The sequence below is a fragment of the Streptomyces sp. NBC_00466 genome, from assembly GCF_041433995.1.
Lineage (GTDB): Bacteria > Actinomycetota > Actinomycetes > Streptomycetales > Streptomycetaceae > Streptomyces.
The window spans coordinates 16,806-42,161 of the sequence record NZ_CP107896.1 but is presented as its reverse complement, the minus strand read 5'-3'; the positions used below and the strand labels follow the sequence as shown (position 1 = coordinate 42,161).

General features: G+C 69.4%; 24 protein-coding genes. 14 read left to right on the top strand and 10 right to left on the bottom strand.

The window, feature by feature from the left end; genetic code table 11:
* Window positions 1–64 precede the first annotated feature (64 nt).
* Window positions 65–589 carry an NUDIX hydrolase gene (locus OG210_RS00205; protein ID WP_371534668.1) on the top strand — a complete coding sequence of 175 codons (525 nt, stop codon included), beginning with the start codon at window positions 65–67 and terminating at the stop codon, window positions 587–589.
* 274 nt (window positions 590–863) lie between these two features.
* Here the strand turns inward: OG210_RS00205 and OG210_RS00200 are convergent, their stop codons facing one another.
* A complete protein-coding gene (locus tag OG210_RS00200) occupies window positions 864–1,832 on the bottom strand; it encodes a LysR family transcriptional regulator (protein ID WP_371534667.1) in 969 nt (322 codons plus the stop codon).
* A gap of 92 nt (window positions 1,833–1,924) precedes the next feature.
* Here OG210_RS00200 and OG210_RS00195 point away from each other — a divergent pair, with 92 nt between their 5' ends.
* Both OG210_RS00195 and OG210_RS00190 read left to right on the top strand, forming a co-directional pair.
* Window positions 1,925–2,770 (top strand): alpha/beta fold hydrolase, encoded by an 846-nt coding sequence (locus OG210_RS00195; RefSeq protein WP_328333911.1) that lies wholly within the window; start codon window positions 1,925–1,927, stop codon window positions 2,768–2,770.
* Entirely contained in the window at window positions 2,767–4,143 is a 1,377-nt protein-coding gene (locus OG210_RS00190; protein WP_328333913.1) for an MFS transporter, read from the top strand. The genes OG210_RS00195 and OG210_RS00190 overlap by 4 nt, the downstream gene beginning before the upstream one ends.
* 158 nt (window positions 4,144–4,301) lie before the next feature.
* On the opposite strand, the gene OG210_RS00185 is transcribed toward OG210_RS00190, so the two are convergent.
* From OG210_RS00185 to OG210_RS00170, 4 genes are all read right to left on the bottom strand, one after another.
* Window positions 4,302–4,835, bottom strand: a complete 534-nt coding sequence (locus OG210_RS00185) for a DinB family protein (RefSeq protein WP_328333915.1) — start codon at window positions 4,833–4,835, stop codon at window positions 4,302–4,304.
* A gap of 33 nt (window positions 4,836–4,868) precedes the next feature.
* On the bottom strand, window positions 4,869–5,936 hold the full coding sequence (locus tag OG210_RS00180; protein WP_328333917.1) for an NAD(P)/FAD-dependent oxidoreductase: 1,068 nt from the start codon (window positions 5,934–5,936) through the stop codon (window positions 4,869–4,871).
* 40 nt (window positions 5,937–5,976) lie between these two features.
* Window positions 5,977–6,111, bottom strand: a complete 135-nt coding sequence (locus OG210_RS00175) for a hypothetical protein (protein ID WP_328333919.1) — start codon at window positions 6,109–6,111, stop codon at window positions 5,977–5,979.
* Between the two features lie 139 nt (window positions 6,112–6,250).
* Window positions 6,251–7,165 (bottom strand): LysR family transcriptional regulator, encoded by a 915-nt coding sequence (locus OG210_RS00170; protein ID WP_328333921.1) that lies wholly within the window; start codon window positions 7,163–7,165, stop codon window positions 6,251–6,253.
* 171 nt (window positions 7,166–7,336) lie between these two features.
* Here OG210_RS00170 and OG210_RS00165 point away from each other — a divergent pair, with 171 nt between their 5' ends.
* From OG210_RS00165 to OG210_RS00145, 5 genes are all read left to right on the top strand, one after another.
* Window positions 7,337–8,671, top strand: coding sequence for an MFS transporter (locus tag OG210_RS00165; RefSeq protein WP_371534663.1), 1,335 nt, complete (start codon window positions 7,337–7,339; stop codon window positions 8,669–8,671).
* A 316-nt stretch (window positions 8,672–8,987) separates the two neighbouring features.
* The gene (locus OG210_RS00160) at window positions 8,988–9,947 is read left to right on the top strand and encodes a sugar ABC transporter permease (protein ID WP_328333926.1); all 960 of its coding nucleotides are present in this window, start codon (window positions 8,988–8,990) and stop codon (window positions 9,945–9,947) included.
* Window positions 9,944–10,822 (top strand): carbohydrate ABC transporter permease, encoded by an 879-nt coding sequence (locus OG210_RS00155; RefSeq protein WP_328333928.1) that lies wholly within the window; start codon window positions 9,944–9,946, stop codon window positions 10,820–10,822. Before OG210_RS00160 ends, OG210_RS00155 begins: the two co-directional genes overlap by 4 nt.
* Complete coding sequence (locus OG210_RS00150) at window positions 10,819–12,186, top strand: ABC transporter substrate-binding protein (RefSeq protein WP_328333930.1); 1,368 nt, start codon at window positions 10,819–10,821, stop codon at window positions 12,184–12,186. Before OG210_RS00155 ends, OG210_RS00150 begins: the two co-directional genes overlap by 4 nt.
* Window positions 12,183–12,890 (top strand): glycerophosphodiester phosphodiesterase, encoded by a 708-nt coding sequence (locus OG210_RS00145; protein WP_328333932.1) that lies wholly within the window; start codon window positions 12,183–12,185, stop codon window positions 12,888–12,890. Before OG210_RS00150 ends, OG210_RS00145 begins: the two co-directional genes overlap by 4 nt.
* 61 nt (window positions 12,891–12,951) lie before the next feature.
* Here the strand turns inward: OG210_RS00145 and OG210_RS00140 are convergent, their stop codons facing one another.
* Together OG210_RS00140 and OG210_RS00135 are read right to left on the bottom strand one after the other, a co-directional pair.
* Window positions 12,952–13,641, bottom strand: coding sequence for a response regulator (locus OG210_RS00140; protein WP_328333934.1), 690 nt, complete (start codon window positions 13,639–13,641; stop codon window positions 12,952–12,954).
* Window positions 13,638–15,296 carry a sensor histidine kinase gene (locus OG210_RS00135; RefSeq protein ID WP_328333936.1) on the bottom strand — a complete coding sequence of 553 codons (1,659 nt, stop codon included), beginning with the start codon at window positions 15,294–15,296 and terminating at the stop codon, window positions 13,638–13,640. Before OG210_RS00135 ends, OG210_RS00140 begins: the two co-directional genes overlap by 4 nt.
* Window positions 15,297–15,589: 293 nt before the next feature.
* Between OG210_RS00135 and OG210_RS00130 the strand changes: the two genes are divergently transcribed.
* The 4 genes from OG210_RS00130 to OG210_RS00115 all read left to right on the top strand — a co-directional run bounded on the left by OG210_RS00130 (window position 15,590) and on the right by OG210_RS00115 (window position 19,515).
* Entirely contained in the window at window positions 15,590–16,450 is an 861-nt protein-coding gene (locus OG210_RS00130) for an ABC transporter ATP-binding protein (protein ID WP_328333938.1), read from the top strand.
* On the top strand, window positions 16,447–17,325 hold the full coding sequence (locus tag OG210_RS00125; protein ID WP_328333940.1) for an ABC transporter permease: 879 nt from the start codon (window positions 16,447–16,449) through the stop codon (window positions 17,323–17,325). The genes OG210_RS00130 and OG210_RS00125 overlap by 4 nt, the downstream gene beginning before the upstream one ends.
* 146 nt (window positions 17,326–17,471) lie before the next feature.
* Window positions 17,472–18,557: an ABC transporter substrate-binding protein gene (locus OG210_RS00120; RefSeq protein WP_371534659.1), complete on the top strand. Its 1,086-nt coding sequence runs from the start codon at window positions 17,472–17,474 to the stop codon at window positions 18,555–18,557.
* 364 nt (window positions 18,558–18,921) lie between these two features.
* On the top strand, window positions 18,922–19,515 hold the full coding sequence (locus OG210_RS00115) for an RICIN domain-containing protein (protein ID WP_328333944.1): 594 nt from the start codon (window positions 18,922–18,924) through the stop codon (window positions 19,513–19,515).
* 107 nt (window positions 19,516–19,622) lie between these two features.
* On the opposite strand, the gene OG210_RS00110 is transcribed toward OG210_RS00115, so the two are convergent.
* Window positions 19,623–20,201, bottom strand: coding sequence for a TetR/AcrR family transcriptional regulator (locus tag OG210_RS00110; protein ID WP_328333946.1), 579 nt, complete (start codon window positions 20,199–20,201; stop codon window positions 19,623–19,625).
* A 96-nt stretch (window positions 20,202–20,297) separates the two neighbouring features.
* On the opposite strand from OG210_RS00110, the gene OG210_RS00105 reads away from it, so the two are divergent.
* Entirely contained in the window at window positions 20,298–20,753 is a 456-nt protein-coding gene (locus OG210_RS00105) for an anthrone oxygenase family protein (RefSeq protein ID WP_371534656.1), read from the top strand.
* A gap of 170 nt (window positions 20,754–20,923) precedes the next feature.
* Here OG210_RS00105 and OG210_RS00100 read toward each other — a convergent pair whose 3' ends face one another.
* Complete coding sequence (locus OG210_RS00100; RefSeq protein ID WP_328333950.1) at window positions 20,924–21,268, bottom strand: MerR family transcriptional regulator; 345 nt, start codon at window positions 21,266–21,268, stop codon at window positions 20,924–20,926.
* Between the two features lie 707 nt (window positions 21,269–21,975).
* Between OG210_RS00100 and OG210_RS00095 the strand changes: the two genes are divergently transcribed.
* Window positions 21,976–22,425, top strand: a complete 450-nt coding sequence (locus OG210_RS00095; protein ID WP_328333952.1) for a spore-associated protein — start codon at window positions 21,976–21,978, stop codon at window positions 22,423–22,425.
* Between the two features lie 99 nt (window positions 22,426–22,524).
* On the opposite strand, the gene OG210_RS00090 is transcribed toward OG210_RS00095, so the two are convergent.
* Window positions 22,525–25,356, bottom strand: coding sequence for an amino acid adenylation domain-containing protein (locus OG210_RS00090; RefSeq protein WP_371534654.1), 2,832 nt, complete (start codon window positions 25,354–25,356; stop codon window positions 22,525–22,527).

Sequence of the window (25,356 nt, the reverse complement as noted above, 5' to 3'; positions counted from 1 at the left end):
CTGGGCCGGCGGCGGTCCCTTCCCGCACGGCCTTGTTGTCAGTGGGGGCTGAGATCGTGCCTCCATGAGTGAACTGGTGGAGCATGTCGATGAGCAGGACCGCGTACTGGGAGTCGTCGACCGGGATGAGGCGGTGCGTGAGAACTGGCCGCATCGCATCGCAACGACGATCTGTCGTGATCGCGAGGGGCGGATCCTGGTGCTGCGGCGGGCCGAGACGTTGTCCCGGTTCCCCGGCTACTACGACGTGATGGTCGGCGGCGCCGTGGACGTGGGCGAGTCGTACGAGCAGGCGGCAGTCCGCGAGCTGACCGAAGAGCTGGGCGTTCGTGTGCCGGTGCGGTTCCTGTTCAAGTTCCTTTGCCGGGCTGGGATCAGCCCCGTCTGGTTCGGGGTGCATGAGGCCGTCGTGTCGGACGCTCTGGTGCCGGACCCGGATGAGATCGGCTGGCAGGACTGGATGACAGTGGACGCACTGCGTGAAGTCGCTGACGAATGGCTCTTCGTTCCGGGAGGGCGGGAGGCTCTGCGCCGGTATCTGGAGTCCGGATTCGGCGGCGGCGGTGCGGGCGAGCCGGCGGCCGGATGACCGGCGATGCGGGTCGCGGCTTCGGGCCGCGCAGCTCGGACAGCTGGTCCCCGCAGGCGGCGGTGAACACATCGCGGTCCCACGGGCCGTATCGCTCGGGCACGGCCCGCCAGGGCTTTCCGGCGCGGGTACGCCACCGTAAGCCGTCCCGGTGCCGGGCATGCTGTTGTTGGCCGACCGCGGTTCTCCCCCTGCGACCTGTACACGGCCGCCGCCGCGACCGGGGCCGAACTGCTGTGGCGCGGCTGCCGTCGCTGAACACGCAGAGGCGAAGTCAGGTAAGGGTCGAGTCGCGGTCGCCTTCTTCTGTTGGTACCAGTGGGCCGAGCCGGTGGTCGAGCGCGGCACCGACCTCGGGGCAGTTCTTGCGGATGACGTCGAGAAAGGCGTTCAGTGCCGGGGAACGGTCCCGGGCGCTGAAGGACAGGACCAGATCGGGCAGAGGCGTGCGCGGGGTCACCTCGCAGAACCACGTGCCCCGTCGTGGGGCCGTCAGCATGCGAGAGGGCCCCAGGCCGACGCCCACCCCGCAGGCGGCGAGGCCGATGATGGTGTGGATGTCCCTCGCGACGGTCGCGCCGGAGAGCGCTGGGGAGTCCTTGCCCAGGAGGGTCCGCAGCCCGGTGGCGACAGCGGGCTCGTCCTCCCCCGGCGCAACGATCAGCGGCTGTCGCCGCAGCTGGTCCACGTCCACCGACGACTGCCCCGCGTACGGGTGCGTGCTGCTCACGACCGCGACCAGGTGGTCGTGTCCGATCGGGACCGATACCAACTGCTCGGCCCCCACGCCCCCTGGCCGGCCGAGGCCGATCGCCACGTCCAGTTCGCCGGCGACGAGCGCAGCCGTGCTGCGCCTGGTCGCCATCTCGTGCAGTTCCAGCCGCACATGGGGCCGTTCGCGGCCGAACCGGCCGAGGACGTCCGGCAGGGGTTCGAGCAGCGCCGAGGCGATGAACCCCAGGCGCAGCCGTCCCGTCTCGCCGCGCGCTGCCCTGGCCGCGTCGACCGAGGCCGCCGCGATCTCGTCGAGCGCCCTGCGCGCCCGGGAGAGGAAGGCCGCGCCCGCAGCCGTCGGGAACACCCCCTGGCGGGTGCGATCGAACAAGCGGGCGCCCACTTCCCGTTCGAGGTCGGCGATCTGCTTGGACAGCGGAGGCTGCGCGATACCCAGCGCACCGGCCGCCCGGCCGAAGTGGGCGTGCTCGGCGAGGGTCAGTGCGTACCGCAGGTGCCGCGCCTCCATGTCAGCCTCCCAGCCATATCTCACATGTATCGTCGGCCAGCTTGTCAGATCTTTCGCTGGATGATCGGGGCCGGGTCGCGTGGAATGCGGGCATGACTGATTCTTCTTCCACAGACACCGTCTTCGTCTTCGTGCACGGGGCCTGGCACGGCTCCGGGCAGTGGGCGGCGACGCAGCGGGCACTCGCCGCACTGGGTGCCGCGAGCATGGCCATCGATCTGCCGGGGCACGGCTTCGATGCGCCACTGCCCACCGGATACCTTCAGCCGGGCCAGCCGGGTCTGCTGACCGAGAAGTCCGCGCTCGCCACCGTGACGATGGACGACAGCGCCGAGGCCGTGCTGGACACGCTGCGCCAGGCCCGCCACCACTGTCGTGTCGTGCTCGTCGCGCACAGCGCGGGCGGCGGCCCCGCGTCACTGGCCGCCGAGCGCGCACCCGAACTCGTCAACGAGATCATCTACTTGTCGGCCTTCGTACCCGCCGGACGGCCCCGGTTCTTCGACTATCTCGGCTCGCCCGAGAACGCCACGGCACGGGGCCAGAGCCTCAACCTCGGCGACCCCGCGGAACTGGGTGCTGTGCGGATCAATCCGCTCTCGCAGGATCCCGCCTACGTCGAGGAACTGCGGCAAACCCACTACCACGACACCGCTCCGGACCGCTTCGACCGCTGGCGCTCGGCACTGAGCCCCGACCTGCCGCTGGCGATCCCAACCACCCCGGTCATCGTGACTCCGCAACGCTGGGGGAGCGTCCCGCGGACCTTCCTGCGCTGCGCGGACGACCGGGCGCTGCCGCCGGCCGTGCAGGATCTGATGATCGCGGAAGCCGACCGGGCCATGCCCGGCAACCCGTTCACCGTGCGCACCCTCCCGGGCAGCCACAGCCCGTTCGCCGCCCGGCCCCGTGAGCTTGCCGCGGCGCTGCTGCCGTGAGCGGCGGACGCCTCGTGCTGCCGGTGGTGCTCAGCGCCACTTTTGTGCAACTGCTCAACGTCACTGTCGCCCAGGTGGCTGCGCCGGCGATACAGGCCGGCCTGGGCGCCGGTCCGGGCTCCGTGCAACTGGTCCTCGCCGGATACACCCTGACGTACGCGTGCCTGCTCATCCCCGCAGCACGGCTGGGCGACCGGTACGGCTACCGCCGGCTGTTCGTGGCGGGCACCGTGATCTTCACCGCGGGTTCGGTGGCCGGCGCGTGCGCCCCCGACGCCGTATCGCTGATCACGGCCCGGCTGGTGCAGGGCGCGGGCAGTGGTCTGGTCGCGCCCCAGGTCCTCTCGCTCATCCAGGCCGCCACTCCCGCGGCACGCCGGCCGCGCGCCTTCGGCCTGTACGGCGCCACCATGGCCGTCGCGTCACTGGCCGGGCCGCTGATCGGCGGCCTCGTCCTCAGTGCCGATCTCTTCGGCCTCGGCTGGCGGCCGGTGATGCTCCTCACCGTGCCGGTGGCGCTCGCCTCGCTGGCCGGAGCGACCGCGCTGCCTCGCACCCGCGGGGCGTACGGACTCCGCGTCGACAAGCTGGGTGGGCTGCTGGTCACCGTGGGAGCCGGCGCGCTGGTCCTGCCCCTGGCGCTGGGGCGGGAAGCAGGCTGGCCCTGGTGGACGTGGGCCGGTTTCGCCGTGGCTGTGGCTGCCCTCGGCCACTTCGTCCGGAGCCTCCCGCACCGGCCTGACCCGCTGATCCATCCCGCGGTGCTGCGTGACCGGTCGGCGCGGACGGGCACGTTGTTGGTGTTCGTGTTCAACACGGGCGTTCCCTCCTTCACCTACCTGCTCTTCCTCCACCTCCAGTCCGCCGTCGGGTACTCGGCCCTGGCGGCCGCGCTGACGTCGGCACCGTTCGCCGCCGCCGCTGTCGCCGGCAGCAGAGCCGCGCCCGCTCTCACCCGCCGGCACGGGCCGACGGTGCTCACCGTCGCCTCCCTGGTGCTGGCCGGGATGTGCCTGGCGCTGGCCCCGCTCGTCGACTCGGCGGCGGGACGCCAGGCGGCACTGCCCGTGCTGGCCGTCGGCGGAGCCGCGTTCGGCGCCTTCACCGCGTCGGTGTTCGCCCTGGTCCTGGCCGAGGTGCACGGCCCCGCCGCCGGTTCGGTCTCCGGACTGCTGCCCACAGCACAGCAGCTCGGCGGATCCATCGGAGTGACCGCGGCCGGACTCGCCTACTACGCCCCCGCCGCCGATGCGGACACCGCGTTCCGGCACGCCATGTTCTACCAGGTCGCCGCCTTCACGATCACCGCGCTGATCAGCCTCCGGCTCCGCCACCGGCCTGACACCGAGCCTGTGCACGGCCACAGTGGTTAAGCCGAAGGGCACTTATGTAGGACGCGCAGCTGAGCTCCGACGACGGCGTCGGGACGGGTAGACGCCCGGGGCGCTATCAACTCCCGCCAGCCGGCGAGGTCGTGGATGGCCCACATGTGGTGCTCGGCGGGATCAAGGCGGATCCGGCGGAGCCGGGGTCAGGCACAGGGGTTGCAGACGAGGTAGCCGTCGACGCGGCTGAGCCAGTCCGAGGCCGGATCCGGAGGGAGGGCGTGGCCGAGGCTGTCGGCGCGGACCTCGCTGATCCACTGGTCGTGCTGGTACTCGTGGTTGATCAGCACGGTCAGCAAGTGATCAGCGACGACGGCCAGTTGGGCGGGAGCGCCGACCTTGCCGGCGGCGATGTCTCCGATGCGGGCATGGACGCGTGTCGCGACGGTGTCGCGGAAGGCGGTGAGGCGTCCGACGGTGGGCAGGGCGCCGCGGAACTTCTCCGGGTTCGCCGAGTCCATGAGCCCGTCCAGTTCCGGGTCGGGGCTGGGTTCGGCGGCGGTGAGGTTGCGGATCATGAAGTGGGCGACATGGGCCTGGTGGCCGAGGTGCCAGCCGATGGCGCTGGAGTTCTCGTGGGGTCGCCAGGTCACCTCGTCCGGGGTGAGGTCCTTCCACAGGTCGTCGGTGTAGGCGCGGGCGCGATCGTACTCGCGCAGCAGGGCGTCGATGCGGTGCATACGGTTGCCTTCCTCAGTTGGGGGACGTGGGTTTCAGCCGGACAGACCGGACATGATCGTGTGCGTCGCCCGTTCCGCTGCGGCGAGGGCGCCTTCGATGTGGCCGGCGAAGTCCGGGGCGGTCTCGGTGGAGGCCCAGTGCAGCCGTCCGTCCAGGGCGGGCTGCTGGTACAGCTCATGGCCGAACAGCTGGTAGGTGGTCAGGCGGAGCACATCCCCGGGGGAGGTCCACTCCTCCTGGCCCCAGTCCTGTACGAGCAGTTCGGCGGGGTGCCCGGCCTGGGGGCCGTACATGGCGGCGAGTTGGGCGCGTACCCGGTCCTCGAAGCGGGGGCGGCCGGCGGGCTGGGCCCGGGCGAAGCCGGACAGCACGGCGGGGCTGCCGTCGGGCCCGGAGATGTCGTGCACCTCCTGCAGCGGGCCGAGGCGGCTCACGCCCGCGCCCGCGAGACCGGCTTCGCGCCAGAACGGGTGCTCGTAGCGGGCGAGGACCTTGGCGACGGCGCCCATCCACACGGGCGTGAAGCGGGCTGCCTCGGCCAGATCCGTGGGGAGCCCGCCGTCGAAGTCGACGCGGGCGACGGCGAGCGCCGGGGGTACGGCGAGCACCACGTGACCAGCGCGCAGCACCGCGTCCGTGGTGTACACCTCAAGGCCCTGCCCGGCGGCGGCGCGGCGGATCGCGGTCACCGGGGTGTTCAACCGGACGGCCTGGTCGGGGAGGCTGGTTGCCATGCCGTGGGCGAGACCGGCGGTCCCCTTCACGAAGCGGCGGGCGGGTCCCTCGGCCAGGTTGCCCGGGTAACGCTGCACTCCCTCGGCGGTCTGGAACATCGTGTCGCCCGCAAGGCGGTGGGCGAAGGAGTCGACGCCGAGGTCTTCCGCGAGCTGAGCGATGCGCGGCTCGTTGTCCCAGAACCAGCTGGCGCCCAGGTCCATGGCGCCGCCTTCGGCGGGGATGCTCAGCACGCGGCCGCCCACCCGGCCGCGGGCCTCCAGGACCAGGGTGTCGCGTCCGGCGCCACTCAGTGCGGTGGCCGTGGCGAGGCCGCCGATGCCGGCGCCGACCACGATGACGTCATGCGTTGCCTGCTGCGGCAAGGCGAATCCCTTCTCTGCGTACGCCTCTCTGTGTATTCCGTCAGGCGTCGGCGGTGTCGGCCGGTTCGGTGGCACGCACCATCCGGAGGCGGGCGTGCCCCGCGCGGACCGCGCCAGCGGCCTGCTGCGGGCCCGGACTCGGGTCGACCTGCAGTGTCATTTCGAGATGGGCCATGGTGATGCCTCGCAGGCTTGTGAGAGGTGTGCGATCCAGTGGTGAACCGCTCGACTCCTGGGACGTTACGAGCCGTCTACGGTGCCCGGTAGGCGAGGCCGGTGAATCCGGGTATGGCCAGACGGTATGGCTGCGGGTCTCAGGCTGCCGTCTGCCGGGTGGCTGCGAGCCCGTCGGCGAGCCGGATGAGGTCGGCCGCGAGAGGGGATTCGGCGCTCCACACCGCCTCGAAGGAGATCTGTACCGCGCGCCCGTCGTCCATCAGTGGGCGGTAGGGCGTGCCGGGGGAGGCGAGCTTGGAGCGGGGGACCATCGCCGAGCCCAGGCCCAGCTTCGCCCAGTGCTGCAGGACGCTGTAGCTGGCGGCCTCGCCGGGATAGGTGCGCAGCGGGGTCTCGTGGGCCTGGAAGAGCCGGCTGGTGAACGTCGTCAGGCCGCAGGTGTCGGGGACGAGGATGAACTGCTCGTTCTCCACCTCCGCCAGTTCCACCGGAGCCCCCTCACCGGGCTCCGCGTCCCCCCAGCCGTTCTCGGGGCCGACGACGACGATCGGCTCGACGTCGATGACCCGGTGCTCGAAGCGCGGCATCGCGGACACCGCCGGGATCAGGATGAGGTCGAGTTCACCGGCGCGCAGCTCCGCGCGCAGCTCCGCCATGTCCGCCTCGCGCAGTACGAGGTCACGGGCCACGGGCAGGCCGCGGACCATGGCGAAGGACCGTGCGACCAGGTCCGGTGCGATCAGCGGGGACATCCCCATCCGGATCTTCCGCTCTCCGGGTTCGGTCAGCCGCCTGGCCTCCGCCGCGACGGCGTCCAGGGCGGCCACCGCGGAGGAGATCAGCGGCAGCATCCGGGCGCCGAAGGCGGTCGGGGTCACCCCGCGCGGAGAACGGTCGAACAGCTTCTCGCCCAGGCGCTCCTCCAGCTTGGCGATCCCGTTCGACAGTGCGGGCTGCGTCACGCCGTACGCCCGGGCGGCCGCGGTGAACGACTTGGTCTCGCCGACCGCCTGCGCGTAGCGGAGCCCTTCGAGGTTCATCCGCTCGCTCATAGCCATTGTCTATATCCCTATTCAGTGCTGTGCCCTACTGGGGGTCACGTACTGCTCTTATGGTTGGCGGTCGTTCGTCCAACATAACCGAAGGCTATGTGCGGGGCCGTCCGTCCAGCATCCCGCACCAGCTGTGCGCCACCAGGTGGCATCCGGAAGGAGTACCGGGACGTGACCGCGTCACAAGGGCAGGAACAGGGCATACGCGCTGTGCCGTGGCAGAGCGAAGCGCATGTGCGTGCCGTGCAGAAGCGCACGGTCCGGCTTCTGTCGGCGGCCCAGATTCTCGGCGGGATCGGTATCGGGGTGTCGGTGTCGATCGGCTCACTCCTTGCCGAATCCGTCGCCCACAGCGAGACCTACGCCGGCCTGGCCCGCACCGCCACCACCGCGGGCGCCGCCGTCATCGGCATCCCCCTCGCCCTCCTCGCACAGCGCCGCGGACGGCGGACCGCTCTGAGCACCGGCTGGCTCACGGCCGCCGTCGGCGGGGCCGTCCTGGTCATCTCCGCGGTGCTTGTGTCCGTACCCCTGCTCATCGTGGGGATGCTGCTCTTCGGTGTCGGCAGCGCGACGAACCAGCAGAGCCGTTACGCGGCGGCCGACCTGGCCGCCCCGCACCGTCGGGCCCGTGCCCTGTCCGTCGTGGTGTGGTCGACGACCATCGGTTCCGTCATCGGCCCGAACCTCGCCGGTCCCGGCGACCGGGTGGCCTCCGTACTGCACCTTCCCCCGCTGGCCGGGGCGTTCGTCCTGGCCGCCCTCGGTGTGGCGCTGGCGGCACTGCTCCTGTGGGCCGGGCTCCGCCCCGACCCGCTGCTGCTCGCCCAGCAGAACCCCGACACCGAAGGACAGCCGGCCGGCGGGTCGCGTGCACAGGGGCAGGCGGGCGGGGCCGCCGCACAGGCGCGGGATGCGCGGACCGGTACGGTGCGCGCGGGCCTGCGCCATCTGCGTTACTCGCCGCGGGTGGCCTTCGCGTTCGTGAGCATGGTCGTGGCCAACACGACGATGGCGGCGGTCATGACGATGACGCCCGTCGGCATGGCGGAGCACGGCGCGACGCTCACCGTCGTCGGCATCACCATCAGCGGTCATCTGCTGGGCATGTACGCGTTTTCGCCCGTCGTCGGCGCTCTCGCCGACCGGTTCGGCCATCTGCCGATCGCCCTCGCCGGGCAGGCCGTGTTCCTCGCCTCCGCGCTGCTGTCGGGGCTCAGCCATGGCTCGGTCGCCCTGCTGATGACCGGGCTGTTCCTGCTCGGCCTCGGCTGGTCCTTCAGCGTGGTGGCCGGCTCCGCGATGCTCAGCGAGGCCACGCCCACCGCGCTTCGGCCGGGTGTGCAGGGCGCCACGGACACCGCGATGAACGTCGTCGCGGCCGTGGGCGCCGGCCTGGCCGGGCCCCTGATGCACCACATCGGCTTCGGCGGGCTCAACGCCGCGGCGATGGTCCTCGTCCTGCCGGTGCTCTTCTTCCGGCTCCGTCTCGCCCGGGCCCGCTGACCGCCCTCCCCGACCGCGGCGCCGGCCACCGCCGGCCGGCCCCGCCCTTCCGGGCCGGCGCCCTCCTGGTCGTCGGCCGCGCTCGCCGGGCCGTCATCGCACGACAGATGTGAGACGGCCGCCGCCCCCTGACGCTCAGGAAAGCGCCAGGTCAGGGCGGAAATAGTTGATATCGCGCGGGGGTCGTCCGGCGTCCTGGCTGCCAATTCGTAACACGCAGCGGTGTTCTCTTCTCGTTCACTTTGTTGGTATTCCTAGGGCCGGTACCGCGCCCGGCCGGGGGCGCCGTACGCCTCACCGGAAGGACAACGCTGTCTTGACGAGCGAGTTAATGCAGGACGGCAGAGCCGCCCCGCCAAGTCCGGCGACTGCCGGTGGGACAGGGCTCAGGACCCGCGCACGGCGCCGGCGGCGCGAGTACCTGCTGTTCGCCGCCTTCGCCGCCCCGAACTTCTTCTTCCTGCTGGTCTTCGCTTACTGGCCGGTGATCTACAACGCCTATCTGAGCCTCACCGACTGGGACATGGTTTCCTCGTCGTGGCACCTGATCGGCCTGGACAACTACACGTCGCTGTTCGCCGACCCGGACTTCCGCGGCAGCCTGTGGACGACCGTGCTGTTCGTCGTCGGAATCGTCGCGGGCGGACTGGTACTCGGCCTCGCCACCGCCCTGTTGCTCAACCAGCGGCTGCGCGGGCGGGACGTCGTACGGACGCTGGCCTTCACCCCGTACGTGCTCTCCGGAGCCGCTGTCGGCACCCTGTGGCTGTTTCTCTTCGATCCCAACTACGGGCTGATACGCCCCTTGCTCGCCCCCCTCGGCCTGACCGCCCCGGCGATGATGACCGACTCCAAGTGGGCGCTGTCCGGTCTCGTCCTGGTCTACCTCTGGAAGAACACCGGCTTCGTCGCCGTGGTCTACCTCGCCGGTCTGCAGGGCTTGCCCCGGGACGTGTTCGAGGCGGCGGCCCTGGACGGCGCGGGAGCGTGGACGCGGCTGCGCCGCATCATTCTGCCGCTGCTCTCGCCCGTCACCTTCTTCCTGCTGGTGACCTGCACCATCAGCACCTTCCAGGCATTCGATGTGATCGCCATGATGACCAACGGCGGCCCCGGCACCTCCACTTCGATCCTCAGCTGGTTCATCTACGACCAGGGCTTCCGCACCTTCGACGCGGGCCGGGCATCGGCCGGCGCGATGATCATGTTCGTGGTGCTGCTGCTGATCACTGGATTCCAGGCGCGTTTCCTCCAGCGAAAGGTGCACTACCAGTGACAAGCACCGACTCCCTGCCGGACGCCCGCCCGGTCGCCACCGACAGCCCCTCCGGTGCCCGCCGTGCCCAGCGCTTCGGCCTGTACGCGCTGCTCGTCCTGGTCGCCGTCATCGCGGGTGGTCCGCTGTACTGGATGATCTCCTCGGCGCTGAAGACCAACCCGCAGATCTACAGCTACCCCCCGCACTGGATCCCCACGGACCTGCGGTGGTCCAACTTCTCCGACGCCTGGAACGCCGCGCCGTTCGGCCGGTTCTTCCTCAACTCTCTGATCGTGTCGGTGATCGGCACCGCGATCGAGCTGATCGCCGCCCTGCTGTGTGCGTACGCATTCGTGTTCCTGCCGTTCCCCGGCAAGAAGGTCCTCTTCCTGTTCCTGCTGGGCGCGATGATGGTGCCCGGCCACGTCACGCTGCTGCCGAACTTCCTGACCATCGCCCAGCTCGGTTGGGTCAACTCCTATGCGGGCCTGATCGCGCCGGGCCTCGGCTCGGTGTTCGGCACCTTCCTGCTGCGCCAGCACATGCTGACACTGCCTCAGGAGGTCACGGACGCCGCGAAGATCGACGGTGCGGGGCATCTGCGCATTCTGTTCCGGGTGGTGCTGCCGATGTCGCGCCCGATGGTGATCACCGTCGCCCTGGTCGTGATGGTCGGCAAGTGGAACGACTTCATCTGGCCTCTGATCGTGACCAGCAGCGCGGACATGCGAACCCTCCCCATCGGCCTGCTCTTCCTCAAGAACACCGAGACCTTCGCCAACTGGGGAGTGATCCTTGCCGGTGCCGTCATGGTGATCGTGCCGGTCCTCGTCGTGTTCTTCTTCGCCCAGCGCTACATCATCGCGGGGCTGACGCAGGGAGCCGGGAAATGACGCGTACGTCGCTGCGGGAGCTCGCGGGACCCGTGCTCGGCCGACGCAGGGCGCTCGGGGCAGGCGCGGGGCTGGGCCTGGCCGCGGCACTGAGCGCCTGCGGCCAGACCACGGGGACTGTCGCACAGCCCGGCGGGTCGGTGCCCGATGCGTTCAAGGGGCGCACCAGGGTGGTGCTCTGGTCGACGTTCGCGGATCCGGTGGGCCCGGCCCTGCAGAAACTCGTCGACGCCTTCAACCGCGAGCAGCGGGACGTGTACGTGGAGGTGCAGTTCCAGGGCACCTACGACGAGTGCGCCCAGAAGGCGGTCATCAGCCTGCTCGGCGCACAGGCCCCCGACCTGTGCGTACTGTCCGACGTGAAGTGGTACAAGTTCTACTTCGGCGACGCCCTGGAACCCTGGGACAGTTACTTCGCACGGGGTGAGCTGGAGCGGACCTACAATCCGCGGCTGCTCAGCGAGGGCACCCGCAAGGGGCACACCTGGTGGCTGCCACTGGCGCGCTCCACGCCGCTCTTCTACTACAACAAGACCCTCTTCAAGAAGGCCGGCGTACCAGTACGCCCCCCGGAGAGCTACGACGAGCTCTACGACTGGTCGCGCCACATCACCCGGCAGAGAGTGGGCGGCAAGCGGGTGGCCCTGGAGGCGTACCAGGCAGTCGACGGGGACTGGCAGTTCCAGTGCAGTGCCTGGCAGTGGGGCGGGGCGTACTCCAAGGGCCTCGACGTCACCATCGACGAGGGCGGCGCCGTGGCGGCGGGCGAGTGGCAGCGCAAGCTGATCTTCCACGACAAGATCGCCTACATGGCGACCGAGCCCACCGCCGACCTGGGCAACCAGCTGATCGCCACGCTCGTCACCTCCACCGGCGGCCTGAAGAAGATCAACGAGCTGGCGAAGGCGAACGGCTGGGAGCTGGGCACCGGCTTCCTGCCGAGGAAGGAGAAGTTCGCGGTCAACACGGGCGGTGGCGGCCTGGGCATATTCAAGCGCGTGCCGCGGGAACGCAAGGAGGCCGCTGCCCGGTTCGTACGCTTTCTGGCCCGCCCTGAGAACGCCGCGCAGTGGGCCGTCGAGACCGGATACCTGCCCGTGGTTCCGGCTGCGGTCAAGGAGCCGACCCTCGCCAAGCTGATGAAGGACGACCCGAACTTCGCCACGGCCGTCAGACAGTTGGACCTCACGCGCGCCTGCGACCAGGTGCGCATGACGATTCCGAATGCGAACGTGCGGATCTACACCGCTCTGCAGCGCATATGGTCGGCGAACGCCCCGGCACAGCAGGCTTTTTCGGAGGTCGCCGACCAGCTGCGCAAGGGCGTCGACCGTTACGGCCCCATGATCGAGGAGCACTTGTGAACCACCCCGTGAGGCGTCCCGTGGTGTACGCACACCGTGGAGCCCGGGCCGACGAGCCGGAGAACACCCTGCGTTCCTTCCGGCGGGCTCTCGCGCTCGGCGCCGACGGCATCGAACTCGACATCCGCCTCACCTCCGACGGCCACCTCGTCGTCATCCACGACAAGGCCGTGGACCGTACGACCGACGGCACCGGTCTGGTCGTCGACTTCACACTGGCCGATCTCCAGGCGCTGGACGCGGGGGAGGGGGAGCGCATACCCACCTTCGACGAGGCGATGGAAGTCTGCGGGGACGTCGTCCAGATCGAGATCAAGGCCCTGGAGGCGGTGCAGGCGCTTGCCGAGCGGGAGCGCCGTACCCCGCTGCCCGCGTCGGTGGTGCTGACCTCCTTCAGCAAGGCCGCGGTGGAGGAGGCCGCCCGATGGCTGCCGCACGTCCCCCGTGGTCTGATCACCCACCACCCCGGCGTCGAAATGATCAAGGATGCGCTGGACCTCAAGGCCACCTGGGTGTGCCCGGAGCTGAAGCCCGAGCTCACCCGGGACCTCGTGGACCGCTGTCACGAGACCGGTATCCAGGTGGATGCCTGGCCCACGGGGGAGCGCGCCCACCTGCTCCGCTGGGTCGGGATCGGAGCGGACGCCGTGACCACGGACCACCCGGGGCGGATCGGCGAGTGGCTTGCCACGTCCGGCAGTTGACGACGTGTCCGGTCTCCTCGGCGGCGGGAGGAGGAGGAGGCCGGGGGAGTGAATCTACGCGTCAGCTCTGAATGCGATAGCGGTGTTCGGGGCGGCCGTTGGTGCCGTAGCGGAGTTCCAGGCGGACCGTGCCCTCCTTGACGAGGTAGGACAGGTAGCGCTGGGCCGTGGCGCGGGAGACGCCGGTCGCCTCGGCGGCTTCGGCGGCCGACAGGGCGCTGCCGGCGGTGCGCAGGGCCCGGTGGATCGTGGTGAGGGTGGGCGCGGAGTGACCTTTGGCCGGGATCCGGGGGATGGCCGGCGGACGGGCGGCGCTGAACAGCGCGTCCACGTCGGCCTGGTCGGCTGTGGTCGTCCGGCTGAGGGAGTCGACGCGGTCGTGGAGCTGGCGGTAGGCGTTGAGCCGTTCCGCGAGGTCGGCGGAGCCGAACGGTTTCACCAGGTAGCCGACCGCACCCAGTTTCATCGCGGCGCGTACGGAAGCGATGTCGTGGTCGGCGGTGATCATGAGGGCGTCGGGGCGGGTGTCGTCCTGGTCGAGGCTGAGCCGGCGCAGGATGTCGAGTCCGCTGCCGTCGGGGAGGAAGATGTCGAGCAGCAGCAGGTCCGGGTGCAGGCTGCGGACCGCTGTCAGTGCTTCGGCCAGGTTCCCCGCCTCGCCGACCACCTCGAAGCCCGGGATCCGGCGTACGTAGTCACTGTGGATGTGGCTGACCCGGAAGTCGTCGTCCACCACGAGGGTGCGGATCATCGGCGGTCGCCTCCCTGTGCCGACCCGGCAGGGAACAGTGCGGCCTGCGATACCGGTGATGTGGCCGGCTGCGGCAGCAGGGCCGTGAAGACCGCGCCCGGGCCTTCGCTGACCGTGATGGTGCCGCCGTGCCGCTGCACCAGCCGGTGCACCAGGGCCAGCCCCAGGCCGCGGCGTGCGGTGTCCCGTTCGGGGCGGGTGGACCAGCCGTCCTCGAAGATCGACTGGGCGGTGCCCGGACCGATGCCGGGACCGTTGTCCGCCACCCGGATGACGATCAGCCCGTCGCCCTCGGCCAGTGTCAGCCGGATCCTGCGTCCTCCGGCGGCGGGTGGTGCCTCGGCCGTCGCGTCGATGGCGTTGTCGAGCAGGTTGCCGACGATGGTCAGCAGGCGCCGCAGGTGTGGTGGGTCGTCGCCGAGAGCGGAGTCGTCGGTGAGGGAGACGCGAACCCCGCGTTCGGCGGCGACGGTGGTCTTGGCAACGATGAGCCCGACCATCAGCGGGTTGCCGATGTGCCGGCGCACGGCCTCGGTCAGGGCCTGCCCGGAGCGGGCCGTCTCGATGGCGTACTCGTATGCGGACTCGTGCTCGCCGATGTCCAGCAGCCCGGCCACGGTGTGCATCCGGTTGGTGAACTCGTGCTGCTGGGCCCGCAGGGCATCGGTCAGTCCGCGTACGGAGTCGAGTTCGCGCATCAGTCCGATCAGCTCGGTGCGATCGCGCACGGTGACCACGGCGCCCAGCTCACGGCCCTGCAGGGTGACCGGCATGTGGTTGACGACGAGGCAGTGGTCGTCGGTCAGGACACTGACGTCGGTGCCGGTCAGGGTGCCGTCCAGGGCACGGCGCAGCCGGCCGTCGGGCAGGACCTCCTCCAGCCGGTGGCCGAGCGCGCTGCCCAGGCCGAGCAGCCGCCTTGCCTCGTCGTTCACGACGGTGATCCTCCCGTCGGGAGCGAAGGCGACGACGCCCTCCCGGATGCCGTGCAGCATCGCCTCGCGGTCCTGCAGCAGGCCGGCGATCTCCTCCAGCTCCAGGCCGAACGTGGTCCGTTTCAGCCGCCGCGCCAGCAGATAGGCCGCTGCCGCGCCGATCGCGGTGGCGATCGCGGCATACAGCGCGAAGAGGGGCAGTTCGTGCCATAGCTCGCCGAGCACGTCGTGTTCCGGGAGGCCCACCGACACCTCGCCGATCAACGCACCGGACGGCCCGTACAGGGGGGCCTTGCCGTTGGCCGACCGTCCGGTCGCGCCCTGGTCGGTGCCGACGTGCGGGCGGCCGTCCTTCACCACGACCGGTTCGGCCACCGGGTCGCCGATCAGGTCGGGTCTGGGGTGCGAGTGCCGTATGCCGTGCAGGTCGATCACGACCACGTACGAGGCCCCGGACGCCCGGCGGATCCGTTCGGCGACCGTCTGCACCACGTCACCGCCGCCCCCGTCCGCCATCGCTCGCTCGACCTGCGGCTCCGCAGCCGTGGTCCGGGCGATGTCCAGGGCCCGCTGCTCGTAGGAGCGGTCGAGTTCGGCCCGCTGCGCGAAGGCGAACAGGACGTAGCCGATCAGTCCGGTCAGCGCGAGGATGACCAGCTGGTTGGCGAAGATCCGGGTGGAAAGCCTCCGCCTTCCTCCGCGGTGTGCCCCCAGTCGCATGGGTATCACGGGTGCCTCTTCGTTCCGTGGTGAGAGGTGCCGGGCCGGCCACGCTGGATGCCCGGGTGGCGTGATTGTGCCTCATGGCCGGGACGCTGCCCACACTCCGTCCGCTGAGCAATACGAGCAGAAGCCCGCTTTACGCAACCATCGCGAGATAGCTCGGAAACGTCGACGTCATACGTGGCCGCCTCTAGCGTCCTGTTCCTCGGCCCGAGAGGCCCCGGGAATTCTCCCGGGAGGCTCCCGGGACAGTCGAGGAAATCCGAGAAGCAGAAAGGAAGCGGCCCCACATGGCTTCGCGAAATGATGTCGCGACGAGCCCGGGCGCCGGTGCGGCGGACCAGGCGAACGCGCGCATCGAGATCTCCGGACTCACCAAGCGATTCCTGACCCCCGCCGGAGAGGTATTCACAGCGCTGCAAGGCGTTTCGTTCACTGTGGAGCCGGGCCAGTTCTGCGCCGTGGTGGGTCCCACCGGCTGCGGCAAGTCGACCACGCTGGGCCTGGTGTCCGGTCTCGACCGGCCCAGCGAGGGCTCGGTCAAGGTCGGTGGCCGGGAGGTGGACGGCATCACCGACGGCGTCAGCTTCATGTTCCAGAGCGACGCGCTCCTGCCGTGGAAGACCGTTCTCGGCAATGTGCTGATGGGCCCCGTCTTCCGTGGGGTGCCCAAGCAGCAGGCACAGGCCTCGGCGCGCGACTGGCTGCGCCGGGTCGGCCTCACCGGGTTCGAGGACCGCTACCCTCACCAGCTGTCAGGCGGTATGCGCAAGCGCGTGGCGATGGCCGCGGCCCTGATCAACGAACCCAAGATCCTGATCATGGACGAGCCGTTCGGCGCCCTCGACGTGCAGACCAAGGCGATCATGTCGACCGAGCTGCTGAGCCTGTGGGAGCAGATCCGCCCCTCCGTCGTCTTCATCACCCACGACCTGGACGAGGCGGTGGCACTGGCCGACCGGGTCGTCGTGATGACGTCCAGCCCCGGCTCGGTCAAGGCGGTCTTCGACATCGACCTGCCCCGCCCGCGCGGTTCGGTCCAGGAGATCCGCTTCCAGCCCCGGTTCATCGAACTCCAGCATCAGATCTGGGACACGCTGCGCGAAGAGGTGGAGCGCGCCTACGCACTCACCGCAGGAGGCAAGGCATGAGTACGACATCCACCGTTCCGGCGGTTCCGGTGGCCGATGGCGGCAAGGGGCCGGCCGTGAATGACGCGCAGCGGGCCGCGCGGCGTCGTGTCGCCCGGGTGTGGGCGGGCCGTATCGGCCTCGCGGTCTTCGTGATCGGCGGCTGGCAGGCGTTCACCAGCTGGGGCATTGTCGACCCGTTCTTCTTCGGGCAGCCGTCGGGCATCTGGCAACGGCTGATCGACCTCTTCCAGCACGGCACCCAGTTCGGCTCCTTCTACCAGAACATCTGGACGACCATCCAGGAGGCGCTCGTCGGCTTCGTCGTGGGCTCCCTCACCGGGATCGTGTTCGGTGTCGCGCTCGGGCAGAGCCGATACCTCTCCGACGTGCTCGGTCCCTACATCAAGATGGTCAACGCGATCCCGCGCATCGTTCTCGGCTCGATCTTCATCGTCGCCTTCGGTATCGGTGTCACCCCGAAGATCCTGCTCGCCGCTGTGCTGGTGTTCTTCATCGTCTTCTTCAACGCCTTCCAGGGCGTCCGCGAGGTCGACCGCAACGTCCTCGCCAACGTCAAGGTGCTCGGCGCCTCCCGGATGCAGACCACCCGGCACGTCATTCTGCCCTCCGCGCTGACGTGGATCATCGCCAGCCTGCACAGCGCCTTCGGCTTCGCCATCGTCGGAGCTCTCGTCGGCGAGGTCCTCGGCGCGCAGAGGGGGCTCGGCCTGGTCATCAAGACCGCGCAGAACAACTTCGACCCCAACGGCGTGTTCGCCACCATGCTCGTCATCGCGGTGATCGTGCTCGGCGCGGAGTGGCTGATCGGCAAGCTCGAACACCGGCTGCTGTCCTGGCGCCCGCCGGCCCCGTCCGAGGCGAACACCCTCTGACCCAAGCCCTCTTGTCCCGTATTCCCTTCCTCGGCTTCCGTGCCTTCTTTCCTCACCGGCAACGAAGAATGCCGTCCCCGCTCCGGGAATTCCGCACCCGCCTGCCCGAACAGACATCAGCAATCCCGAAAGGTGTGAGCCTCGCCATGCTCAGGAGAACCCTCACCGCAGCGATCATCACCGTCCTCGCCCTCGGCACCGCCACCGCGTGTTCCAGCAACTCCGGCAGCTCCGGGTCGTCCGGCTCCGGGGGCACCCCGACCGTCAAGCTCATGGTCGGCGGCATCGACAAGCAGATCTACCTGCCCTACCAACTCGCCCAGAACCTCGGCCTCTACAAGAAGTACGGCGTCAAGGTCCAGCTGAGCACCGAGGAGAACGGTGGTGTCGGAGCCGAGGAGGCCATGGCCTCCGGCCAGGTGGACATGGCCGGCGCCTGGTACAACCACACGATCGAGTTCCAGGCGAAGGGCAAGGCGGTCGAGGACGTCGTCCAGTTGTCGGGTGCGCCCGGCGAACGGGAGATGTGCACCAAGAAGAGCGGCGTGAAATCGGCTGCCGACTTCAAGGGCAAGACACTCGGCGTCACCGACCTGGGCTCGGGCACGGACACTCTCACCCAGTCCATGGCGGCGGCGAAGGGCGTCAAGACCAACCAGTTCCACCGGCTCGCGGTCGGTGCGGGCTCCACGGCCGTCTCCGCGCTGCAGAACGGCAAGGCCGACTGCGTCATGACGACACAGCCGACGGTCGCCGCGATCGAGAAGAAGGGCGTCGGCGCCTCGGCGGTCGACCTGGCCACCACGGACGGCGCCAAGTCGGCTCTGGGAGGCGCCTATCCGGGCGCGAGCGTGCTCGCCCGCAGCGACTGGGTGAACTCGCACAAGGACTCGGTGCAGAGGGTCGTCGACGCGCTCGTCGCCACCATGCACTGGATCGACAAGCACAGCGCGACCCAGATCACCGACAAGCTGCCGGCGTCGTTCGTACAGAACCAGCTGGTCACCAAGGCCGACTACATAAAGGCCCTGGACCAGGACAAGGGCCAGTTCCTGCCGGACGGGATCATGCCGGCGGGCGGCCCGAAGACCGCGATGGCCACCGAGAAACTGGTCGGGACCGTCACCACGCCCGTGGACTTCAGCAAGACGTTCACCAACGACTTCGCCGTCAAGGCCAACAAGAAGGAGGGCTTCACCACCACCACGTCCCCGGCCGGTGCCGACGGCTGACCCGATCCGCGCTCACGGTGCCGCCCCGGCGAACGAAGCCCGGGCGGCAACGGGGCTGTTCACCGTTGTTCACCGTTCTGCAGGCGGGACACCCCGGATCGCTGTCAGCCGGCACCCCGGCCGGGACCTGCCGTCCACGGCCCCGGGGAACAAGTCGGTAGCAGGCGGTCGGTGGAGGAGGTCCGCCCCAGGTGGGGCGACCCTGGTGGGCCGACCTGGTGGGCCGACCCTGGAAATCAGGGCATAGGTGACACCTTGGCCGGTTCTCGTCTCCCTGGCGCGCTGGGAGACAGCCGTAGCCTCGTCGGTGACAGGGGGACCCATCACGGCTGTCCTCCACGCACAAACGGGGGGTTCATCCGGCATGCGTACCATCACCAAACGCGCCATCCAAGGCGCCCTCGCCGCGACGCTCGCACTCGGTGGCATCGCCGCCACCGGCGGCTCCGCGCAGGCGTACGGCAACACCGACTGGTGGAACCCCAACGGCCTGCCCTACTGGCTCGGCGGAAACAACAACACCGGCCGCTGCGTGGACGACTCGTCCGCGCCCAGCCTCCCGGACGGCAACCTGCTGCGCGGCTTTCCCTGCTTCCAGAGCAACTACGACGGGGGCTGGCAGAAGTGGAAGGTGAACGCCATGGCCAACGGCTACGCCCAGCTCAAGAACGGCGCCACCGGACTGTGCCTGGACGACTCCACCCGCTCGGACGGCACCGACTATCTGCGCGGCTTCCCCTGCTACCCCCAGAGCCTCAGCGGCGGCTGGCAGGGCTGGCGGATCGTCAACCGCACGAGAGCGAATGGCTACTACGAGCAGGTGCTCCAGAACGCCGCCACCGGCCGCTGCCTGGACGATTCCAACGCAGGGCCCAACGGCAGCGACCTCCTGCGCGGATACGTCTGCAACGGAACCTCTCAGGACAACGGTTACCAGGGCTGGGATATCTGGACCTGAACCGACCGACCCCGCACCCACGCGCTGCGCCCCGTGTCCGGCTCCGGCCGGCCGGGGCGCGGCCATGCCCCCGGGGGCCCCGGCCGCGTGCCCGCCGGGACGGTGTGTCAGAGCACGGTGAGGCGGTCCACCAGCAGTTCCACCCTCGGCCCGGTTTCCTGCGGCGGCAGCCGTCCCGCGCGGGTCAGGGTCGCCAGCCCGTGCAGGGATGCCCAGAACACCTCGGTGAACAGCCCCGGGTGGACACTGTCCCCTGCGACCTCTCCGAGGCACTCCAGAAGGGCGGCGAACGCGTCCTTGAGAGGTTCCGGGGTGTCCTCCTGCGCGTACGCGAGGCCGCCGTCGAGCTGGAACAGGGCGTCGTAGACCGCCGGGTTGCGTGCGGCGAAGTCGAGGTAGCCGCGGGCGAGGGCGGCGACCCGCTCGCGTGGACCGTCCGCGGCGGCGGTCGCGGCCCGCAGCGCCACGGCCATCTCGGCGGCGCCTTCGAGAGCGACGGCGCCGATGATCTCGCGCTTGCCGCGGAAGTGGCTGTAGAGGACGGGTTGGCTGTACTCGATGCTCTCGGCGAGCCGGCGGGTGGTGACCGCGTCCCAGCCCTGCTGCTCGGCGAGTTCGCGGGCCGTCGCCACGATGAGGCGCTCGCGCTCCGCCCGTTCGCGCTGCTTGCGTTCCTGTACCGACATGATTCGATCCTAGCACCGCTAGACAATCAAGCGGCAGTAGTACTAGCGTTGCCTCATCAGCTAGCAACGCTAGATGCTAGATATCGGAGGGTCATCATGCTCAGCGCACTTGAGGTCGTCACCACCGTGGTCGTCGGCGTGATGGTGGGGGTGGAGTTCTCCGTCGCCTTCGTCATCGGCCCGATCCTCGACGCACTCCCCGAGGACAGCGGCCAACTCGGCCACGCCCACGGGGGCCGGATGCTCGGCGCCGTCATGCCGGTCTGGTACATCGGCTCGCTCGTCCTCGTCGCGGTCCGGGCCGTCGCCGGATGGCACCACCACGGCACCGGCCTCGTCGTCACCGCCGGCGCGCTGCTGATCCTCACCGTGGTCATGTCGCTCCTGCTGCTCGTCCCGATCAACAACCGGAACAAGACGTGGACCCCTGAGAACCGGCCCGAGGACTGGAAGGAGCAGATGAACCGCTGGAACCGCTGGCACTACGTCCGCGTCGCCGCCCTCATCGCCGCCTTCGCCCTGCTGGCCGCCGCCCTCACCTGTACGCCCTGACCGCGACGCCGATGGTGACCAACGGCCTGCTGATCATGCGCGAGACCCGCGAGGTCGCGGCCGTTCCGGCAATGCCCGTTCCGCGGCCCGCCTGAAGCCACCCCCGCCCTCGCCGCAGGGCCGAGCCCGGTTCGCCGTGCCGCTCCACCTCACCGCACAGCGCCGCTGGGTCAGGTCGAGGTCCTCGGGTCCCGCCCGGTGTTGTGTGCGCGCAGTTCCTCGTTGATTCGCTGGGCTTCTTCGAGCTGGTCTTCGAGGATGACGATGCGGCAGGCGGCTTCGATCTGGGTGCCGTTGTCGACGAGTTCGCGGGCTCGGGCGGCGATGCGCAGCTGGTAGCGGGAGTAGCGTCGGTGGCCGCCTTCGGAGCGCAGCGGGGTGATCAGCCGGTTCTCGCCCAGGGTGCGGAGGAAGGCGGGGGTGGTGCCGAGCATCTCTGCGGCCCGCCCCATGGTGTAAGCGGGATAGTCGTCGTCATCGAGGCTGTCGGCGGGGCGGGGACTGCGAGGGGGCATAGAACCTCTTCTTTCGGGGACGCATCGAGGGGCCCGGGTGCCGTACGGCACCCGGGCCCCGAGCTTTCAACACCATCTGCCGGCTGACCGCGCCGGCCTTCTTGTTCCGCGTATCCGCCTGGGAGGGCGGGAGTGCGGGGATCGCGTATGCGTGACCGGGGACCACCTTCCGTTCTGGGGTCTGCGGTACCCGGGCGGCCTTCTTCCTCGCCCGGGCGATCCTGACGGTGTCTGCTCCTTATCTCATTCGGTTTCGGTGAATCGGTCGTACTGCTGGACTTGCGGTACTGCTCGCGGCTCCTGGAGCCGCTCGGCCCGGCAGTCAGTCGTGGGACCCACCGTTTCCGGCCCCGCCACTCCACTGCCGTTCCGCGATCTGCTTGACCTGCATGCACGGCAGTTCATGTCTGCCGTGCCCTCTTCGATGTCTTGGCTACGAGAAGACGCTAACTCCGGCGAAGCCGAATGTCTACTCTGGCCGCGATAGATTTTCTTCGTGGCGCGGGGGAGTGGTTCTACCGTGTCGCACCCGGGGAAAGCGTCTCCGCCGCGCGTGGCTTCGGCCGGCACATGATCCGTCGCCCCACCGCAAGCGTGACCGCCGCGCCCGCCCGCGGGTCCCGCCGTGAAGGCGGCACAACTATCCGTGCCGCTCGCGGGTCACAACAAGTGGGAGCAAACCGCTCCCGGGGACGCAAGGGGGAAATATGAGAATCGCGCACAATATCGCGGCTGCCGGGGCGCTGACCGCACTGGCGGTGGGCGCCACGACCGCGCTCGGCACGACCGCCTCCGCCGCACCCAACGTCACACCCCAGGGCGCCTGCGGCAGCGCCTACAAGACCGTGAACTCGGCGGCCATCGGCTCGCGGGGCACCGTCTACCTCACGTACAACTCCTCGAACGGCAAGAACTGTGTTGTGACCATCCGCTCCGCCCCGGGCAAGGCCACGTACATGTCCACCTACATCTACGTTCCCGACACGGAGGCGTCGGCCGACGACTCCGGCAACTACACGTCCTACGCGGGGCCGGCCTACGCCTATGGCAAGGGTCACTGCGTGAGCTGGGGTGGCACCATCGACAACGTGTCCGTGTCGGTGGAGCACTCCAACTGCGCCGCCCTGAAGGAGTACCGGGTCACCGAAACCCGCTGACCCGGTATCGTTCCCCGGGCTCCTGGGACCGCACCGGGAGAACTTCTGGGCCGGCTTCGGAGAAATCCGGAACCGGCCCGGATCACTTCTGGCGACCCGTCAGCGACGTCGCCGGCATTCACTCAGCCATTTCGACGTCAGCTCTCCCACCAGGGTGAGCATGTCGGGTCGGGTCATCTCCTCATGGCTGCACGGCAGACTCTCCGCTCGCACTTCCCCCGTCACATACGGCGCCCACGCCTCAGCGGGATTCGAGCCTTCGACCTTGCCCGCGGCGGCCACGATGAGCAGCACATCACCCTCATACGCACGAGGAATATGGGCACGCACGATGGCCGAACTGTTCTCAAGGACCCGGAGGTTGAAGGCTTTCTCGTCGTCCCGGAGGATGAACTGCTCCCACTCGGCCGGCAGGAGGCCGTCCTGTGCGTCGAGGGCGAGGGCGTCCAGGCCGAACAGTGCCGGAATCCGGTCAGCCGGATAGGAGTCCATGATCACGATGGCGCCCACCACGTCGCCGGCCTCCTGCAGCTGCAATGCCATTTCATGGGCCACTGCACCGCCGAGCGAATAACCCAGCAGCTGATACGGACCGGTTGGCTGGACGGAACGGATCTGCTCTACGTAGTCGGCGGCCATCTCCCTTATCGACTGCGGCAGTTCCTCCCCACCGGTGAGGCCCTGAGCCTGCACCCCGTACAGCGGATAGTCCGCGGGTATCGATGCTGCCAGCGGCGAGAAGCCCCAACTCACCCCGGTCGCGGGGTGGATGCAGAAAACGGGACTGCTGGTGCCCCGCGTCCGGATCGGCAGGATTCTTGCCAATGCTTCCTCGGACCTGGCGAGGCGCGGCCCTTCGGCGAGCGAGTTGTCGAGGCCGGCGACGGTGGGTGTTCCGAACAATGCCCGTAAGGGCACGTCGAAGCCCAGTCGCGTCCGGATCTGACTGGTCAGGCGCGTTGCCAGCAGGGAATGCCCGCCCAGCTCGAAGAAATTGTCGTCTACTCCGACGGTGGGCAGACCGAGGACGTCCGCGAAAATCTCGCACAGGATCACCTCCCGCATGCTCGAAGGGCCCCGGCCGGTCGCATCGGTGGCGTACTCCGGGGCCGGGAGAGCCTTGCGGTCGAGCTTCCCGTTCACCGTCAACGGCAGAACATCCAGCGGGACGATCGCCGACGGCACCATATGTTCCGGCAACGTACCCGCCAGCCGGGTACGGACGGCCGTGATGTCGACCTGGGTGCCCGCGGCGGCGACCAGATAGGCGACGAGGCGTTTGTCACCGGGCCGGTCCTCCCGGACCAGTACCGCGGCCCGGCCGACAGCGGGGTGGGACTGCAGCGCCGTTTCGATCTCACCCAGCTCGATACGGAAGCCGCGGATCTTCACCTGATCGTCCGCACGCCCCACGAATTCCAACTCGCCCCCGGCATTCCACCGTACGAGATCACCGGTGCGATACATCCGCTCATCCGGGGCCCCGAACGGATTCGCCACAAACCGCTCCGCGGTCAGACCGGGGCGGCCGAGATAGCCGCGAGCGAGCTGGGCACCGGCGAGGTACAGCTCCCCGGTCACTCCGGCCGGCACCGGCCGCAATCCCGCATCCAGTACATAGGTACGGGTATTCCACACCGGGCGGCCCATGGGAACGAAATCACCGGTGTCGGTACCCGGTTCGCAGGTGAACGCCGTCACCTCGATCGATGCCTCGGTCGGTCCGTACAGGTTGTGCAGCGGGATCGGCAGTACCGCATGGAACCGGTCACGCAACACCCCGGGCAGCGCCTCACCACTGCAGACCACCGTCCGCAGGGATGTGCAGTTCCGGGCGGTACGTTCGGCGATGAACAGCTGCAGCATGGAAGGTACGAAATGAGCAACCGTGACGCGCTCACGTTGCACCAGCTCGGCGAGATACTCCGGATCGCGATGGCCACCCGGCCGCGCGAGCACCACTGTCGCGCCTTCGCTCAGCGGCCAGAAGAATTCCCACACCGAGATGTCGAACCCGAACGGTGTCTTCTGCACCACCCGGTCCTCCGGCGTGAGCCGGTACACATCCCGTATCCATGCAAGCCGGTTCACCACACCCGCATGGGACACCACCACGCCCTTGGGCCGGCCTGTCGAGCCCGACGTGTAGATGACGTACGCCGGATGCGACGACGCCAACGCCGTCGGACGGTCGGTATCCGAGAGGTTGTGCCCGTCCAGTGTCTCCAGCACGGCGAAGGTGCCGGGATCGTCCACGGTCAACCGCGGGACGCCTGTCGGCAGTACATCCCCTGACGCCCCTGCCGTACCGACCGCGGCGGCTGTGACGACGAGGGCGGGTTTCGCGTCGTCGAGCAGGTACGCGATGCGGTCGGCCGGGTAGGACGGATCGACCGGTACGTACGCGGCCCCCGTCTTGAGCACGGCCAGCAGCACCGGAACCAGATCGGCCGAACGCTCCATCAGCACCCCGACCCGCCCCTCGGGGCCCGCGCCGTGGGACAGCAGCCGGGCCAGCCGGTTCGCGCGCTCGTTCAGCTCCGCATACGTCAGCCGGGCCCCCTCGAAGACCACTGCTTCCGCGTCCGGCGTCCGTGCCACCTGCCCCTCGAACAACTCGGGAAGCGTGGCCTCGGGAACCTCCCGCGCCGTGTCGTTCCACCGTTCCAGTACGTCCGTGCGCTCCTGGGGGGTGATCACGTCCAGTTCCTCGATGAGCGCATCGGGTTCCAACCGTGCCAAGGCGGTGATCAGTCGCAGAAACCGTTCGTGGTGTGCGGTGTTCTCCTCCTCCGTGCAGAGCGCCGGATTGGCGACGAAGTCCACCCGCAGGCCGTCGGCTCGCTCGTAGAAGACGACCATCAGATCGTCCACCTCACCGTTGGCCAGATACGTGCGTGAGGTGGTCTCGCAGCGCCCGAACCGGGGCAA

Bases quoted from the DNA above. Each gene is read 5' to 3' on its own strand.
- OG210_RS00105 (WP_371534656.1), top strand. From the start codon at position 20,298: ATGCTCAGCGCACTTGAGGTCGTCACCACCGTGGTCGTCGGCGTGATG.
- OG210_RS00095 (WP_328333952.1), top strand. From the start codon at position 21,976: ATGAGAATCGCGCACAATATCGCGGCTGCCGGGGCGCTGACCGCACTG.
- OG210_RS00140 (WP_328333934.1), bottom strand. From the start codon at position 13,641: ATGATCCGCACCCTCGTGGTGGACGACGACTTCCGGGTCAGCCACATC.
- OG210_RS00205 (WP_371534668.1), top strand. From the start codon at position 65: ATGAGTGAACTGGTGGAGCATGTCGATGAGCAGGACCGCGTACTGGGA.
- OG210_RS00125 (WP_328333940.1), top strand. From the start codon at position 16,447: ATGAGTACGACATCCACCGTTCCGGCGGTTCCGGTGGCCGATGGCGGC.
- OG210_RS00130 (WP_328333938.1), top strand. From the start codon at position 15,590: ATGGCTTCGCGAAATGATGTCGCGACGAGCCCGGGCGCCGGTGCGGCG.
- OG210_RS00200 (WP_371534667.1), bottom strand. From the start codon at position 1,832: ATGGAGGCGCGGCACCTGCGGTACGCACTGACCCTCGCCGAGCACGCC.
- OG210_RS00110 (WP_328333946.1), bottom strand. From the start codon at position 20,201: ATGTCGGTACAGGAACGCAAGCAGCGCGAACGGGCGGAGCGCGAGCGC.
- OG210_RS00170 (WP_328333921.1), bottom strand. From the start codon at position 7,165: ATGAGCGAGCGGATGAACCTCGAAGGGCTCCGCTACGCGCAGGCGGTC.
- OG210_RS00100 (WP_328333950.1), bottom strand. From the start codon at position 21,268: ATGCCCCCTCGCAGTCCCCGCCCCGCCGACAGCCTCGATGACGACGAC.
- OG210_RS00135 (WP_328333936.1), bottom strand. From the start codon at position 15,296: ATGCGACTGGGGGCACACCGCGGAGGAAGGCGGAGGCTTTCCACCCGG.
- OG210_RS00115 (WP_328333944.1), top strand. From the start codon at position 18,922: ATGCGTACCATCACCAAACGCGCCATCCAAGGCGCCCTCGCCGCGACG.
- OG210_RS00150 (WP_328333930.1), top strand. From the start codon at position 10,819: ATGACGCGTACGTCGCTGCGGGAGCTCGCGGGACCCGTGCTCGGCCGA.
- OG210_RS00175 (WP_328333919.1), bottom strand. From the start codon at position 6,111: ATGGCCCATCTCGAAATGACACTGCAGGTCGACCCGAGTCCGGGCCCG.
- OG210_RS00195 (WP_328333911.1), top strand. From the start codon at position 1,925: ATGACTGATTCTTCTTCCACAGACACCGTCTTCGTCTTCGTGCACGGG.
- OG210_RS00120 (WP_371534659.1), top strand. From the start codon at position 17,472: ATGCTCAGGAGAACCCTCACCGCAGCGATCATCACCGTCCTCGCCCTC.
- OG210_RS00185 (WP_328333915.1), bottom strand. From the start codon at position 4,835: ATGCACCGCATCGACGCCCTGCTGCGCGAGTACGATCGCGCCCGCGCC.